Annotated in this window: 13 protein-coding genes and 2 pseudogenes; 7 read left to right on the top strand and 8 right to left on the bottom strand. The window is 71.4% G+C overall.

The annotated features are described in order from the left end of the window. Positions 1–308: 308 nt before the first annotated feature. A complete protein-coding gene (locus ACSHV8_RS27500) occupies positions 309–527 on the bottom strand; it encodes a hypothetical protein (RefSeq protein ID WP_436537368.1) in 219 nt (72 codons plus the stop codon). A 73-nt stretch (positions 528–600) separates the two neighbouring features. Continuing rightward, positions 601–987, bottom strand: a pseudogene (locus tag ACSHV8_RS27495) (NAD(P)H-dependent oxidoreductase); the annotation flags it as partial. A gap of 49 nt (positions 988–1,036) precedes the next feature. On the opposite strand from ACSHV8_RS27495, the gene ACSHV8_RS27490 reads away from it, so the two are divergent. Next, on the top strand, positions 1,037–1,549 hold the full coding sequence (locus tag ACSHV8_RS27490; RefSeq protein ID WP_436520094.1) for a MarR family winged helix-turn-helix transcriptional regulator: 513 nt from the start codon (positions 1,037–1,039) through the stop codon (positions 1,547–1,549). 29 nt (positions 1,550–1,578) lie between these two features. After that, the gene (locus ACSHV8_RS27485; protein WP_436520092.1) at positions 1,579–2,997 is read left to right on the top strand and encodes a gluconate:H+ symporter; all 1,419 of its coding nucleotides are present in this window, start codon (positions 1,579–1,581) and stop codon (positions 2,995–2,997) included. Between the two features lie 173 nt (positions 2,998–3,170). Here the strand turns inward: ACSHV8_RS27485 and ACSHV8_RS27480 are convergent, their stop codons facing one another. From ACSHV8_RS27480 to ACSHV8_RS27470, 3 genes are all read right to left on the bottom strand, one after another. Further along, positions 3,171–4,784 carry a phospholipase D-like domain-containing protein gene (locus ACSHV8_RS27480; RefSeq protein ID WP_436520090.1) on the bottom strand — a complete coding sequence of 538 codons (1,614 nt, stop codon included), beginning with the start codon at positions 4,782–4,784 and terminating at the stop codon, positions 3,171–3,173. 84 nt (positions 4,785–4,868) lie between these two features. Continuing rightward, complete coding sequence (locus tag ACSHV8_RS27475; protein ID WP_436520089.1) at positions 4,869–5,639, bottom strand: LLM class F420-dependent oxidoreductase; 771 nt, start codon at positions 5,637–5,639, stop codon at positions 4,869–4,871. A gap of 10 nt (positions 5,640–5,649) precedes the next feature. Beyond that, positions 5,650–6,081: a hypothetical protein gene (locus ACSHV8_RS27470; RefSeq protein WP_436536928.1), complete on the bottom strand. Its 432-nt coding sequence runs from the start codon at positions 6,079–6,081 to the stop codon at positions 5,650–5,652. A gap of 124 nt (positions 6,082–6,205) precedes the next feature. On the opposite strand from ACSHV8_RS27470, the gene ACSHV8_RS27465 reads away from it, so the two are divergent. The 3 genes from ACSHV8_RS27465 (at position 6,206) to ACSHV8_RS27455 (ending at position 9,086) form a co-directional block, all read left to right on the top strand. Further along, positions 6,206–7,957: a LamG domain-containing protein gene (locus ACSHV8_RS27465; RefSeq protein WP_436520087.1), complete on the top strand. Its 1,752-nt coding sequence runs from the start codon at positions 6,206–6,208 to the stop codon at positions 7,955–7,957. 32 nt (positions 7,958–7,989) lie between these two features. Continuing rightward, positions 7,990–8,619: a DUF4241 domain-containing protein gene (locus ACSHV8_RS27460; RefSeq protein ID WP_436520085.1), complete on the top strand. Its 630-nt coding sequence runs from the start codon at positions 7,990–7,992 to the stop codon at positions 8,617–8,619. 101 nt (positions 8,620–8,720) lie between these two features. After that, positions 8,721–9,086, top strand: coding sequence for a hypothetical protein (locus ACSHV8_RS27455; RefSeq protein WP_436520083.1), 366 nt, complete (start codon positions 8,721–8,723; stop codon positions 9,084–9,086). A gap of 410 nt (positions 9,087–9,496) precedes the next feature. On the opposite strand, the gene ACSHV8_RS27450 is transcribed toward ACSHV8_RS27455, so the two are convergent. Next, complete coding sequence (locus ACSHV8_RS27450) at positions 9,497–10,888, bottom strand: MFS transporter (protein WP_436520081.1); 1,392 nt, start codon at positions 10,886–10,888, stop codon at positions 9,497–9,499. Between the two features lie 67 nt (positions 10,889–10,955). Here ACSHV8_RS27450 and ACSHV8_RS27445 point away from each other — a divergent pair, with 67 nt between their 5' ends. Further along, the gene (locus ACSHV8_RS27445; protein WP_436520079.1) at positions 10,956–11,528 is read left to right on the top strand and encodes a TetR/AcrR family transcriptional regulator; all 573 of its coding nucleotides are present in this window, start codon (positions 10,956–10,958) and stop codon (positions 11,526–11,528) included. A 283-nt stretch (positions 11,529–11,811) separates the two neighbouring features. On the opposite strand, the pseudogene ACSHV8_RS27440 reads toward ACSHV8_RS27445, so the two are convergent. Further along, positions 11,812–12,699 (bottom strand): annotated as a pseudogene (locus tag ACSHV8_RS27440) (aminoglycoside phosphotransferase family protein); the annotation flags it as partial. A gap of 316 nt (positions 12,700–13,015) precedes the next feature. Further along, positions 13,016–13,813: a dihydropteroate synthase gene (gene folP / locus ACSHV8_RS27435; RefSeq protein WP_436536926.1), complete on the bottom strand. Its 798-nt coding sequence runs from the start codon at positions 13,811–13,813 to the stop codon at positions 13,016–13,018. Between the two features lie 198 nt (positions 13,814–14,011). Here folP and ACSHV8_RS27430 point away from each other — a divergent pair, with 198 nt between their 5' ends. Continuing rightward, positions 14,012–15,595, top strand: coding sequence for a methyl-accepting chemotaxis protein (locus ACSHV8_RS27430; protein WP_436520077.1), 1,584 nt, complete (start codon positions 14,012–14,014; stop codon positions 15,593–15,595). Positions 15,596–15,609: the final 14 nt, after the last annotated feature.

Below are 15,609 nucleotides of genomic sequence, written 5' to 3'. Positions count from 1 at the left end.
CGCCACCGCGGCTCCGGCCGGCCCCGCGCCGCGGTCACCCCGGGCTCTGCCGCCACCCCGCACCGCCATTCACCGCGGCCCTGCCCGCGCGGCCCGGCCCGTCGGCCCCCTGGGTCGGGCCGCGCGGGCCGACCGGCCGTGTCTCGGCCGGGCGTGGCACCTCTGGGCGCGCCGGCTGCGCGAGGTCAGCTGGTCGCCGTGGGTGTGTCGCGTCGGGTATGGGACCCGTGAGCGCCAGCTGCGCGGTGGGGGCTGGTCGTCAGGGGTGTGGGACCCAGGGGCGCCGGCTGCGGGATGTCGGCCGGCGCTCAGGGGTGGAGGAAGAGGCGGCCCTGCTCGTCGGCGCGTTCGTGGGCGAGCTTGCGGGCGGTGGCGGCGTCCGCGGTGGCCAGGTTCGGGCGGAAGTGGATCTCGGTCTGGTCGTGGACGCCGGCCCAGCGCAGCCAGTCGGCCAGGTAGGTGGACTGGAAGTCGCTGCCGAAGGCGGGCGGGCGGTCCGGCCCGTAGACCGCGCTGGTGTAGATCACCGAGGCCTTCTTGTTCCGCAGCAGCCCGGAATAGCCCCGTTCGGCGTCGAAGCCGAAGACCAGACCGACCGGGCTGGCTGATCACATCGATCAACTGCTTCAGGATGTACGGCACCCCGGCGTTCCACATGGGCACGCTGAACAGATAGTGGTCGGCGTCGTCGAAGCGGCGGAACGTGGCGATGGCCGCGTCCCACGCGTCGGCGGCCGGGCCGGTGGGCTGCTCGCCGGCGAAGACGGCCATCTTGGCGGCGGCCGCGTCCGGGCCGAAGGGCGGCAGCGTGCCGTCCCAGAGGTTCCACTCGACGATCTGGATGTCCGGGTCGGACAGGTGGGCCGCGGTGAGGAACGTGTCGGCCAGGGCCAGGGACTCGGACTGCTCGCCCCGCGGGGAGGCGGCGATGTGCAGCAGTTTCACGGTGTTCTCCTCGTCAATTGTGCGGTGCGTGCGCACGCACATTCTTATCCCTGGTGTGTGCGCACGCACAAGACTTGGGTACGATCCAGTGATGAGCGACACCGAGACCGCGGCCTGGGCCGCCCTGCTCCGGGTCCACGCCGCCGTCGTGCCCGTCCTCGACCGCACCCTGCAGTCCGCCTGCGCCCTGCCCCTGACCTGGTATGACGTGCTGCTCGAACTGCGCCACGCGCCGGACGGGCGGCTCGGCATGGGCGAGCTGGGGGAGCGGGCCGTGGTCAGCCGGACCCGGGTGAGCCGCGTCGTCGACCAGCTCGTCGCCGCCGGGCTGGTCGTCCGGGAGACCAACCCGGCGGACCGCCGGTCGGCCCACGCGGCAATCACCGACGCCGGGCGGCAGCGGCTGCGCGAGGCGGCCCCGGTCTACCTGAACGGGATCAAACAGCACTTCACCGGGCTGATGTCGCCCGAGGAGGCGACGGTCGTGGCCCGCGCGCTGGAGAAGGTGCTGCGCGGCGAGAGCCGGCCCGACGCCGGGCCGCTGGAGAAGGCGTTGCGGCGCAAGGGCGAGTCGGAGGTGGCCCGGATCGGGAAACAGGCTTGAAACATCGGGCGGATGGGTAAGCGCGCGGCATGTCGACCATCACCGATGCGGGTACCGCCCAACTGATCCTTGCCGCGGTGCTCGGCATCGCGGTCGTGGTGCTGCTCATCGCCTGGGCCAAGTTCCATCCGTTCCTCGCGCTGATCCTCGGGACCGCCACCCTCGGGCTGGTCGCCGGGGCCGACCCGGCCAAGATCGTCACGTCGTTCACCAGTGGGCTGGGCAGCACGGTCGGCAGCGTCGGCGTGCTCATCGCGCTCGGCTCGATGATCGGCGCGCTGCTCACCGAGTCCGGCGGCGCCGACGGGATCGTCCAGCGGATCGTCACCAGCGTCTCCGGGTCCGCGCTGCCGTGGGCCATGGCCGGGGTGGCCGCCCTGGTCGGGCTGCCGCTGTTCTTCGAGATCGGCGTCGTGCTGCTGGTGCCGATCGTGCTGCTGGTCGCCCGCCGGACCGACGTCGGGCTGCTGCGGATCGGGATCCCGGCGCTGGCCGGCCTGTCCGTGCTGCACGGCCTGGTGCCGCCGCACCCCGGGCCGCTGGTGGCCATCGACAGCCTGCACGCCGACCTCGGGCTGACCCTGATGTTCGGGCTGATCTGCGCGATCCCGACGGTGATCGTGGCCGGCCCGGTCTTCGGGAACTTCATCGCCGCCCGGGTGCCGCTCTCGGTGCCGTCACGGGACCCGGTCGCCATCGGTACGGGCGGGACGGCCGAGACCGCGGGCGTCACCGACCGCGACGACGACGGTGTGCCGGACAGTGCCGAGGGGCGCCGCCGCAACCCGGGTTTCTGGCCGGCCGTGCTCACCGTGCTGCTGCCGATCGTGCTGATGCTGGCCCGGGCCGTCGCCGAGTTGACCCTGGCCGACGGCAACAGCGTGCGCTCGGTCCTCGAAGTGCTGGGTACGCCGGTGGTCGCGCTGCTCTTCGGGGTGCTCCTGGCGATGTGGTCGCTCGGTCACCGAGCCGGCTTCGACCGTCGTGAGACGTCCTCGGTCGTGGGTGGTTCGCTCCCGCCGATCGCCGCCATCCTGCTCATCGTGGCCGCCGGTGGTGGCTTCAAGCAGGTCCTGGTCGACACCGGGGTCGGCAACGTGATCGCCGACGCGGCCAAGGACGCCAACGTCAACGCCCTGCTCCTCGGCTTCCTGGTCGCCGTCGGGATCCGGGTCGCCACCGGCTCGGCCACGGTCGCGACGATCACCGCGGCCGGCATCGTCACGCCGCTGGCCACCACCCTGGACAAGCCGACGGTGTCGCTGCTGGTGCTGGCGATCGGCTCCGGGTCGCTGTTCTTCTCGCACGTCAACGACGCGGGGTTCTGGCTGGTCAAGGAGTACTTCGGGATGACCGTGGGCCAGACCATCAAGACCTGGTCGGTGATGGAGACGATCATCTCGGTGGTGGGCTTCGCCTGCGTGATGCTGCTCAGTCTCGTGGTCTGAACAAGGTGCAGCCGTGGCCGGGTGTGTTGCCTTGACCGCAACCACCCGGCCACGCCGCCCTTGCGGGCCTCGCGTCCTGGGCGCGCCAGCGCCCTGCGAGGACCGGAAGGGTCCCCGCGGGAGCGACGGTCTGGACCACCGCGGAGACAGGCAATGAAGAATGTGATCTTGATTTAGTGTTTTCGCCTTTCGCGGCGCAGGACCGCGGGGGAGTAGCGGGCCGGCGTGAGGGCGAATTCGGTCGGGGCGAAACCGGCCGGCAGGCCCGGGCGGCGCCAGGTCTCCGGCGGACGGCCGGGCGGCAGCCATTCGCGGCGCCAGATGCCCAGGGCCGTGTCGAGGTCGGCCAGGGACGGGCTGAGCTGGTCGTTCAGGTCGGTGCGCAGGTGCTCGGCCCACAGCTTGACCCGCAGGTCGCGGACGAGATCGCCGGTCGTGACGAACGTGGACGTGATCTCGCTGTCGGTGCCGACCATCGAACGGCTGAAGAAGTTGGCCGAGCCGATGCTGGCGAAGACGTCATCGACCAGCATGAGTTTGGTGTGCACGGTCAGGTTGTCGATGCGGTACATCACCACATTGCGGCGATCGGCGGCCGGCAGGAGGTCGAGCACGCGCCGGCGCAGATCGTGGGTGATCACCGGGCGCACGGTGCTGCTGCCGCCGTCGGCCGGATCCTTGCGGCCGGAACCGACGAGGATGACCTTGACGCCGCGGCGGGCCGCCGCCCGCAGGCCGCCGTAGAGCTGGAAGCGGGGGTCGCCGCCGGGGGCCTCGTGGAAATACTGGTCCTCGAGGTAGATGTAGCGTTCGGCGGCGCCGATCGCGGTGGCCATCGCGTGGTAGACCTCCTGGATGCCGGCCCGGACCACGTTGGCCCGCCGCATCCGGTGGAGCCACCTGCGTTCGCGGTAGAGGCGCCAGGGGCGGTAGGAGCGCACGACCTGGATCGCGGTGCCCTCGGCCGGATGTTCCGGCTGGTCCGGCACCGGCGGCACGTCGAGCGGCGCGTCCGGCGGGTTGATCACGATGCGTTCGCCGCCGGACAGGTGGAAATACTCCGGCGACAGCGTCTTGGCGATGAACCGCGGCGGCAGGGCGGCGGTGTTCTGCCAGCGGAACGTGAACGTCTCCCGGACCCGGGCGGCCGCCGGCCCGTGCAGGCGCGCGGCCGCGTCGTGCCAGCCCCAGCGGTGCACGCCGAGCCGGAGACGCCGATGCGGCGAGTGGTCGAAACGGCTAGGGGCAAGATCCAGACCGCCGACGTACGCGGTGAGCACCCCGTCGTGACTGAACACCACCAGCTTCTGGTGGTTGGAGCCCAGCAGCGGACCGGACCAGTCCAGCAGCACCCGGTCCTCCAGCGTCGGCCCGGTGTCCCGGGTCGACGGCTTCCACGCCCGGATCACCCGCGCGGCCAGGGTGTTGGCCAGGAACGGCCCGACCGGCAGCCACGGCGTGCCCCCGGAGTACTCGGCCGCGCTCAACACGATCCGCACGTCGACACCGTCGGCCGCCTTCTCGGCCAGCACGTCGGTGAACGGTCGATAGCCGTCCTCACCGACGCCGCGCCCGGTCAGGTCGAGGTGCGGGTCGGCCTGATAACTGGCGATGTACACGGCGTCGCCGGGCCCGAGGGCGTCCATGCGCTCGGCCAGCTCGGTGAAGTAGGTGACACCGTCGATGATCGGCTCGAACCGGGAGTTCTCGGTGAAGGTCGGGCACGCCTCGGTGGCCGGCGGAAGGTACCGCTCGATCAGATCGGTCAGCGGCGATGCAGGGGGCATGCGGAGATTAGACCTGGCCGAGGGGTCAGATCCCAAGTGGGTGGCGCCGGGCGCGGCGTCAGCGCCCGGCGCCGACCTGCGCGCCTAGGCGTTCAGCTTGTCGCGCCAGGCCAGGAACTCGCGAAGCTCGGTCAGGTCGGGCTTCGGGCCGCCGGTGCTGACCGTGAACAGGCTGGCGCCCAGCTCACGCATGCGGTCACGGCTCTCCGGCTTGCCCACCACCGACACCTCGATCTCGGACCTGTCGCGGCCGACCGCGGTGCAGTGCTCGTCGAGGATGCCGAGTTTGCGTTCCAGGGTCTCGGCGTCGGCGAACGAGTGCCAGATGTCGGCGTGCTTGGCCACCAGGCGCAGCGTCTTCTTCTCGCCGCCCCCGCCGATCAGGACCGGGATCTTGCGGGTCGGCGGCGGGTTCAGCTTGCCGAGCCGGGACTCGATCCGCGGCAGGGCACCGGCCAGGTCGTCGAGGCGGCCACCGGCGGTGCCGAACTCGTAGCCGTACTCGGTGTAGTCGCGTTCGAACCACCCGGAGCCGATACCCAGGATGAGCCGGCCGTCGGAGATGTGGTCGACCGTGCGGGCCATGTCGGCCAGAAGCTCGGGGTTGCGGTAGCTGTTGCAGGAGACCAGCGCGCCGATCTCGACCCGGGAGGTGGACTCGGCCCAGGCGGCCAGCATGGTCCAGCACTCGAAGTGCAGGCCGTCCGGCTCGCCGTACAGCGGGTAGAAGTGGTCCCAGTTGAACAGCACGTCGAGGCCGGCCTCCTCGGCCTCGGACGCCGTACGGCGGATGGTCGCGTAGTCCATGTGCTGCGGCTGCAACTGCAGCCCGATCCGAACCGGCCTATCGATCATGGACCCAAGCCTAGGGGCAGGTGTCGTCGATTTTCTGCCCGATCGTGGTGAAATCCCCGTTGAGGAAAGCCTGCGGATCGGTGGCCGTGCTGGCCGCGGTCAGCGAGGACGCGATCAGGTCGGCGGCGGATTTCTGCGCGGCGACGTTGCTCTTGGCGCCGGCCGCGGTGACCTGGCCGGCCATGTCGCCGAAGACCTTGCGCAGGTTCTCCTTGGCGGCGTCGTCGGTGCCGGCCGCGTAGGGGGCGGCCTTGACCGCGCCGTCGGTGAGGATCTTGTAGATCTCGGTGCACACGTACATCGGCTGGCCGACCGAGGCCGACGGGATCGGCGCGACGCTGAACGGCGCCGGGATCGACTCGGGGTTCACCTTGATCTCGCAGCCCGCGGCGAGGGCCGCGACCGCGAACAGGGTGACGGTCATGGCGGTGCGGCGGCGCATCGGCACGGCATTCCCCTCTCTCGATTCCAGTACGCGGCAGCATAGTTGGCCCCGCCACCTTTGTGGAGCTGGGAAGTTAGCTACCAACGTGGCTAATCTCCAGAAAAAAGCCCTTATTGCCGGTTTGGCGACTATCCTGGCCGCGGCCGGCGGGACGGCCTTCGCCGAGATCGTCTCGCCCAGCCCGGTGACCTCGCCGTCCTTCAACGGCTCGGTCTACGCGGTCGCCTACCGGGGTAGCACCGTCTACGTCGGCGGGAACTTCACCAAGGCCATCGTCGGCGCCCGCACCGTGGACCGTACCCGGCTGGCCGCGTTCGACTCGCGCACCGGCGCCCTGCTCGACTGGAAGCCGATCGCCGACGCGAACGTGCGAGCCCTGGCCGTCGACGGCGACACCGTCTACGCGGCCGGTGACTTCGACCACGTCAACGGCGAGACGCGGGACTCGATCGCCGGGATCGGTGCCACCGACGGCGTGATCACCCCGCTGCGGCACACCGTGCTCGGGCAGCCGAACGCGCTCGCCGCCGGGCACGGCCGGGTCTACCTCGGCGGGCGGATCACCGCCGTGGACGGGACACCCCGGGCCAACCTGGCCGCTTTCGACACGACCACCGGGGCCCTCGACGCGTGGGCGCCGACCACCGACGACACCGTCAACGCGCTCGCCGCCGGAGCCGATCGGGTCTACCTGGGCGGGAGCTTCCACAAGACCAACGGCGCGCGCTCCACCCTGCGGCTGACCGCGGTCGACCCGGTCACCGGCGCGCTCGACCCCAAGTTCCTGCCGAAACCGGTCTCGCAGGTGCTGGCCCTGGCCGCGGCCGCGGACGGGGTGTACGCGGCGCTCGGCGGGCAGGGCGGGCGGGCCGTGTCGTACACCCGGGAGGGCGCGACCCGCTGGACCCGCGTCTTCGACGGGGACGCGCAGGCGATCACCGTGCTGGGCGGGACCGTCTACGTCGGCGGGCACTTCGACAAGGCGTGCACCACCACCAACAACGGGGCCAAGGGCATCTGCACCGACGGCTCGGTCCCGCGGGGCAAACTGGCCGCCGTCGACCCGCAGGGCAACCTGCTTGAATGGGCGCCGCAGGCCAACGGCGTGGCCGGGACCCGGTCGCTGGCGGCCAGCCCCGAACTCGGGACGATCAGCGCGGTCGGCGACTTCACCACGGTCGGCGGGCAGCCGCGCAAGCGTTACGCCGAGTTCGGCGCGGCCGTCCCGCGGACCGAGAGCACCTCGGACTTCGTGGCCGCCTACAACTTCGACACCACCATCGCCGACGGCACCTTCGACGACGGTTCCGGGCGCGGCCACCTGCTGCGGACGGTCACGCGCAACGGCGCCCTACCGAAACTGATCACCCACGACAACGGCCAGGCGCTGCAGTTCCCGGCCAAATGCACCGGCGCCGCCTGCCCGCGCATGGTCCTGCAGAGCGAGCCCACCGCCGACCTCAACCCCGGAAACCAGCCCATCCGGTACGGCGCGGGAGTGCTCCTGTCCCCGGCCGAGACGTCCAGTGGCGAGAACATCCTGCAGAAGGGCTACTCGACCGGCGGCGGCCAGTACAAGCTGCAGGTCGACGGCGTCTCCGGCAAGCCCAGTTGCGGCATCGGGGACGACACCGTCTACCTGGCCCGCAGCCGCGTCTCGGTGGCCGACGGCAACTGGCACCGCCTGGAGTGCCGTCGCACCGGCCCGACCCTGTCGATCCTGGTCGACGACGTCCTGCAGACCAGTGTCCCGGTGCCGGCGGCGCTCGCCGTCGACACCGCGTCCCCGCTGACCGTGGGCGGCAAGGGCGCCGGAGCGAACAACGACCAGTTCCACGGCAGCCTGGACGACGTGTGGGTGCACATCGGGTAGGTCCTGTCACACCGGTCCGGTACCTTGCCCGCATGCCTGATCTCGACCGCCTGCTCCAGGCCGGTTCCCGTTACGTCCAGGACGACGTGACCTACGTCGTCGAGCCGCACCCGCTCGGCGTCCTGAAGCTGCCCACCGGTCAGCTCGCCGCCTTCGACCCCGGCGTCACCGACGACGAGGACGAACCGTTCTCGATCGCCGTCACCCCCGGCGACTACAAGGTCACCGCCTGGGTCACGGTGCTCGAGAAGGAGGAGCGGGAGTGGCAGCGGCGGGTCGCCGCCCTGCAGGTCGTGGTCCGGGACGAGCCGGTCGAGTCGTGGGAGCTGGCCCTCGTCGACAGCGACGAGCCCGACCAGCTGGAGCCCGGCGAGTTCTTCGGCTACGGCGTCGACACCGGCGCCGGCGCGTTCGCCGATCTGAGCGTGTCGCGCATCCTGGCCGAGTGGGACTCGGAGGACTTCGAGGAGGCGTTCGACCCCGACGAGTTCCCCGAGGAGCCGGTCCCGGGCCACTTCGACCAGGTCGTCGACGAGGACTCCGGCGCCAACGTCATCATGGTGGAGTCGGGCTGGGGCGACGGTTACTACCCGACCTACGTCGGGCGGACGGCCTCCGGCGAGGTGGCCTGCTTCGTCACGGACTTCCTGGTCGCCCCCTGAGGACCTACCACTACATCGGCCCGGCGGACGTCAAGGCGTCCGCCGGGACCGGGCCGGGTCTCGCTGCCTCACTCACCCTTCGCTCGGCGCCGGCCAGGACGATGTGGACGTACGTGGTGAATGCGGCCGGAGAAATGCTCGTCGCGCCGCGCAACACCGAACACGTGGCCTGCGCCGACGGAGCGCCCGTCCTCGCGGCGGGCGAGATCAGCCTCGACCGGGACGGGCGGGTGGATCAGGTCACCAATCAGTCCACCGGCTACTGCCCGGAGCCGTCGTGCTGGCCCGCGGTGGCCGCGGCCCTCGACGCGGCCGGGGTCGCGCACGACGGCGGTTTCACGGCGGAGTTCACATTCCGCCGCTGTCCCGGGTGCGCGACCGTGAACGTGGTCAAGGAGGACGTCTACGTCTGCGACGTGTGCGACGCGGACCTGCCCCCGATGTGGAATCTCGCCGGCTCGCCCTGATCGTCGGTGTCCGCGGCGGGCCCATGCCGGCCTCCTCGGATGCGGCGGACTCCCGAGCCTTCCGGCTCCTGGGCCGTGCCCCGGCCGCCGGTTCTGGCCGGAAACGCACAGCGTGTGCCGGTCGGAGGTCCGGCACACGCTGTCTTCGCTCCGTCGGGGGGACGGGCGGCGGTGCTCTCCGGGCTGTGGCTCCCGCGAGGTGGGGTCCTACCGACCGGACGTAGCCGGTAGCCCCGCGGTGACCATGCGTCCCGGAATTGAAGGTCATCGTTGCAGTCATGTTGCGTGAGTGCAACAGTTCATCCGCGATTGTTTCCAGCCGTCGCATTTCGATCTTCCGCCGCCGCAGGCTCGCCGGGTGCTGCCGCCGCCGGCCCGCGAACGCCCGCGGCGCCCGCTACCCCCCCCGATCAGGCGCGACGCGGCAACCCCAGCGCCACCACCGCCCCCACCGCGATCACCGCCGCTCCGGTCAGCACCGCCGGCCGCGTACCGTCGATGAACGAGTCGAAGCTGCTGAACCCACCCAACGAGCTGAAGATCGACGACAGCGCCGCCACCCCGGCCGCCACCCCGAACTCCCGGATCGTGTTGTTGGTCCCCGACGCCACCCCTTGCGAGTCCACGTCCACGCTGGCCAGCACCATCGTCGACACCGGAGCGAAGGTCAGCCCCATCCCGATCCCGGCGAGCACGAACGCCCCGATCAGCGACGTGTACGAAGCGGTCACCGACAGCCCCAGCGCCATCCACAGCAGACCGGCGGCGAGGAACACCTGACCGGCGAAGATCAGTGTGCGCTGCCCGATCCGTCCGGCGGCGAGCCCGGCCAGCGGCGCGACGATCATCGGGGCCGCGGTCCACGGCAGGGTCCGCAGTCCGGACTGCAGCGGGCTCAGCCCCTGCACGACCTGGAAGAACTGTGCGAGCAGGAACACCGACCCGAACGCCCCGGCCGAGAACGTCAGTGTCACCACGTTCACCAGGCTGAACCCGCGGTTGCGGAACAGTCGCAGCGGCAGCATCGGTTCCCGGTTGCGCGCCTGCCAGACCACGAACCCGGCGAGCAGCACCACAGCCGTGCCGAGCATGACCGGCACCCGCCCGGAGGTCCAGCCGCGGTCCGGCCCGTCGACGACGCCCCAGATCAGCAGCAGCATGCCGCCGGCCGACAGGATCAGCCCGATCGGGTCCAGCCGGCGCCCGTCGCCCTTGCTCTCGTCCAGGACGGTGGCCGCGAGCACCACCGCGACGACGCCGACCGGCACGTTCAGCCAGAAGATCCACGACCAGTGCAGTCCGTCGACGACCGCGCCGCCGATGACCGGTCCGACCGCGACGCCGAGCCCGGTGATGCCGCCCCAGATGCCGACCGCCGCGTTCCGGAAGCCTGGCGGTACGGCTCGGGCCAGCAGGGTCAGGGCGAGCGGGGTGATCGCCGCGCCGCCCAGCCCTTGCACCGCGCGGGCGGCCGTGAGCTGCCAGGACTCGGTGGCGAGGGCGGCCGCGGCGGAGGCCAGGGTGAAGATGATGATGCCGCCGATGAACATCCGGCGCCGGCCGAGCCGGTCGCCGAGTGCGGCCGCGGTGAGCAGGAATGCGGCGAACGGCAGCGTGTACGCGTTCACGAACCACTGCAGATCGGTGATCGAGGCGTGCAGTTCGGTGCGGATCACCGGCAAAGCCGTGCTGACCACCAGGTTGTCCAGCGAAACCATGAAGGTCGGGATGCCGACCGCCGCGAGGATCGCCGCGATCGGCCGGGTCCGTGTGGTGGGTTTGTCGGATACGAGAGTCGTCACGTCTACCCCGCTAGTTGTTATCGGCTGATAACTAAGGACGGTAAGCATCAACTGATAACATGTCAACATGACTCGGAGCCGTCTCACCGCCTCGGAACGCCAGGAGCAGATCATCCAGGCCGCGCTGACCGCGTTCGCGCAGGGCGGATATGCCGGCACCAGCACTGATCAGGTCGCGCGCCTGTCCGGCATCTCACAGCCGTACGTGATTCGCATCTTCGGCTCGAAGCAGGAGCTCTTCCTGGCCACGATGCGCCACGCGGGTCAGCGGGTCGAGGCCAAGTGGCGCGCCGCCGCCGCGGTGGACCCCACCCTGGCCGGCCTGGGCAGCGCCTACACCGATCTGCTGGCCGAGCGCGAACTCCTGGTCGTCCTCCTGCACGGCTTCGCCGCCGCCGAGGACCCAGCCGTCGGCGACGCCATCCGCACCTGTTACGGCAGCCTCTACGAAACGGTCCGCACCCTCACCGGCGCCACCCCGGAGGAGGCCCGCGACTTCTTCGCCATGGGCATGCTGATCACCGTCCTCGGAGCGATGCGCGTCCTCGGCCCGGACGCGGTCCCACCCCAGCCGTGGATGACGTCCCTGCTGAGCACTTTCCCCGAAGACAAAGCAAACCCCTCTTCTCGTACGTCCTAGCACCCCCCGACCGCAAGCACCCCGCCCTGGTCCAAGGCCGCGAGGTAATCCCTGGTCAAGGCCGCCCGAGCGACCGCCGGGCGGACCCTGTGGCCACGCGACCCGACCCCGGCGCAAGGCCCGGCCGCGCGTCGCTGTCCACACCGCCGGCTGTCCACAGGCCGCCCGCGAGATTTCCCCGCCCGGTCGTCCACAGGCCGGCCGCGCGACCTCCCGTCCGGTTGTCCACAGGCCGTCCGCGGGATCTTCCCGGTTCGGGATAGAAAGGGGCGGTCAGCGGAACGAGGCGATGCAGCGAAGCACGAGCGGGCGGCCCCCAACTGGGTTTGCCCCCGGGCCCGTCCGAGGCCGCGATCATGAGCCCGGCCAGCGCTTTCCCGAGAGCCCAGCCCCGGGCCCGCCGGAGCGTCGCGGCATCCGGCCCCGGCGCGTAGGCGGCGTGGAACCGATCGGCCGCGTCCTCCGGCAGCAGGATCCACACCGAGGCGAGGTCGCAGGCCGGATCCCCGGCACACAGATCACCGAAGTCGATCACACCGCAGAGGTCGCCGTCGGCGGTCAGGACGTTGGCGGGGTGCAGGTCGGCGTGGATCCACATCCGGGGGCCGGCCCACGGCGGAGCCTCGACCGCATCCCGCCAGGCGGCGTTCACCGCGTCCGGATCATCCACGAGCCCCTGCTCGGTGGCCGAGGCCAGCATCCAGGCGAAGCCGGTCGCCCGTTCGGCCAGCGGGCCGCCACGATCCCGGCCGTCCGGCGCGGCGTCCGGGGCGGGGCGGTGCAGCGCGGTCAGGAAGGCACCCAGCGAGTCGGCCGATTCCGCACCCCGCGTGACCGGCGCCCGGTCGGCCGGGGTGCCGTGCACCCAGGTGGTGATCAGCCACGGCCGGGGGAACAGCGCGGACGGCCGCCCCAGGTACCGGGGGACCGTCACCGGCAGCGGCAGATCCCGGGTCAGGGCGGGCAGCCAGCGGTGTTCCTTGCGCAGCAACTCGTCCGCGTCCGCGGTCGCCCACGGCAGGCGGACGGCCAGGTCGTCGCCGAGCCGCCAGAGCTGGTTGTCCCACCCCCGCGCCCCCAGCCGGACCGGTCGATCGGCCAGGTCCGGCCGCTGGTCACGGATCAGGGCCTGGACGAGTTCCGCGGTGATCTCGGGCGCAGTGTCGGACACGTCGAACGACGCTAGTCCCCACCCGCCACCGAGTCAGCGACCCCGGGCGCGGTGTCGTCCGACGCCGGCCCCACGCGCCGCCGAGTCAGCGACCCCGGGGGCGGTGTCGTCCGACGCCGGCCCCACGCGCCGCCGCGCCGCCGATCCCGGGAGCTGAGCCGAGGGAGGTGTGTCGACGACGATCTCGGCTTCGGCGCGCTGCTGATCCGCCCCGGCGTCGTCGTCGCCCGGACCGGTGGCGCCGGCCCGGACGTGGCGGACTTCGGGCGGGCCGCCACGCGTCGGTGCGGCTACCCGCCGTACGGGAAAGCGGTTTTCAGATGTTGTGTTTGAGATAGGCGGGCTCGCGCCAGCCGAGCATGGCCTCGGTCATGCGGATGGCGTCGTGGGCGGCCCGGACGTCGTGGACCCGCATGATCCGCGCCCCGCGGAGCAGGCTGAACACGACGGTCGCCAGGGTGCCGGCGAGGCGTTCCTGCTGGGGCCGGTCCAGGGTTTCGCCGATGAAGTCCTTGTTGCTGAGCGCCGCCAGCATCGGGTATCCGATGGCCGCGATCTCGTCGAGCCGGCGGGTCAGTTCGAGGGAGTGCAGCGTGTTCTTGTTCAGGTCGTGACCGGGATCGATGATGATCTGATCCGGTCGCACGCCGCGGGAGAGCGCGAGGTCGACCTTCTCCCGGAGGAAGGCGGCGACCTCGACGGTCACGTCCTCGTAGCGCGGGCTCGGGTAGTCGGTGCGCGGCGCGGCCAGGCTGTGGCAGATGACCAGTTGGGCGTCGGTGCCGGCGACCACGTCGGCCATCGCCGGGTCGCGAAGGCCGGAGGTGTCGTTGACGACGCCGGCGCCGTGCCGGATCACCTCGGCCGCGACTTCCGGGCGGAACGTGTCGACCGAGACGACCGCCAGGTCACGTGCGGCCTCGACGACCGGGAGGACCCGGTCCAGTTCCTCGGCCGCGGAGACCTCGGGGCCGGGGGCGAACGGCACACCGCCGATGTCGATCCAGTCGGCGCCCTCGGCGGCCGCGTGCCGGACCGCCTCGGTGGCCTTCTCCAGCGCGAACGTGCGGCCTTTGTCGTGGAACGAGTCGGGCGTCCGGTTCACGATCGCCATCACGACCGCCCGGCGGGAGAAATCGAAGGTCCGGCCGCCGATGACCCGGGCATCGCTGGTGTCGCTCACAACGGGCGACCCTAACAGCGCCTGGTCAGCCCGCGGTCAGGCCCATCCCACCGCGGCGACCGCGGCGAGTTCGCCCAAGAACATCTGGAGCGGGCCCGGGACCGTTACCGCTCGTGAGACGGTGGTCCGGTGAGTCTGCTGACCGATCGCCGCGTCGGCACGAAGATCATGTTCGCAGTGCTCGTCGTGGCCGTGCTCAGCGTGACCGACGGCCTGTTCGCGATGGGCAGCCTGGGCGCGACCAACGGCATGGTCAAGTCCGGCTACCAGCACAGTCTTGAACTGGAGACGATCGGGAATCTGCGCAGCGCGGTGAACCGGGCCTGGCTGGCCGCCGACGACGAACTGCTCGCGACCGACGCCACCGCCCGGCAGACCGCGGCGACCGCGCTGACCACGGCCGAGGACCAGATCACCGGATACGTGTCGCAGTACCAGGGATACACCCTGGACACGGCCGCCTCCACGGCGCTGTCGTCGTTCCGGACGGCCTGGTCGCAGTACTCGGACGTCCTGAAGAACACGCTGCTGCCGCTGGTCGGCTCCTCCCGATCGGCGATCAACGCGATCCGGTCGCAGCAGGTCACCCCGCTGATGACCGAGGTGCGCACCCAACTCACCGCCCTCTCCGACCTGACCGTGAAGGAGACCGCGAACCAGGAGGACACCGCCGAGGGCCGCTACCAGTCCACCAAGTGGCGGGTCATCCTGATGTTGACGCTCAGCGCGCTGCTCGGCGTCGTCCTGGCCGTGGTCGTCAGCCGCATGATCGTCCGGCCGTTGTCGCGCTGTGTCGCCGTGCTCGACCGCATCCGCGACGGCGACCTGACCGCCCGCGCCGACGTGACCGGCCGCGACGAGGTCGGGCGGATGGCCGACGCGCTCAACCACACCGCCGAGGCCATGGACACCATGGTCGGGCGGGTGCGGACCAGCGCGGACGTGCTCGCGTCGGCCTCGGAGGAGCTGTCCGCGGTCTCCGGGCAGCTGTCGGTCTCCGCCGAGGAGACGTCGGCGCAGGTCAGCACCGTGTCCGAGTCGGCCGGCCGGGTGAGCGACGGCGTGCAGGCGGTGTCCGCCGGGGCCGACGAGATGGGTGTCTCGATCCGTGAGATCGCCAACAGCGCCAACGAGGCGGCCGGGGTGGCGGCCGAGGCGGCCCGGACCGCGGAGACCACCAACTCCAGCGTGTCCCGGCTCGGGGAGGCGTCCGCGCAGATCAGCACCGTGGTCGCGCTGATCACCTCGATCGCCGAGCAGACCAACCTGCTCGCCCTCAACGCGACGATCGAGGCGGCCCGGGCGGGAGAGATGGGCAAGGGGTTCGCCGTGGTCGCGGCCGAGGTCAAGGACCTCGCGCAGGAGACGGCCCGGGCCACCCAGGAGATCACTGCGCAGGTGGCGGCCATCCAGGAGGAGTCCGAGGGCGCGGTCGACGCGATCCACAAGATCGCCGCGGTGATCGCGACGATCAACGACTACGCGACGACGATCGCGGCGGCGGTCGAGGAGCAGACGGCCACCACCGCCGAGATCGCCCGGAGCGTCGGGCAGGCCGCGGAGGGTTCGTCGGCGATCGCGGGCACGATCGCCGGGGTGGCGCAGGCCGCCCAGCAGGTGACCGCCGGGGCGACCGAGACGCAGCACACGGCCGCCGAACTTTCCCGGACGGCTTCTGAACTGCAGGCCACCGTGGCGGCATACCGGACCTGATTGAATTCCCGGGT

Origin of the sequence: Actinoplanes sp. HUAS TT8 (assembly GCF_051380535.1) — a bacterium.
Classification (GTDB): Bacteria; Actinomycetota; Actinomycetes; order Mycobacteriales; family Micromonosporaceae; genus Actinoplanes.
The sequence above is the reverse complement of the archived record's forward strand: the minus strand, read 5'-3'. Positions and strand labels throughout refer to the sequence as shown.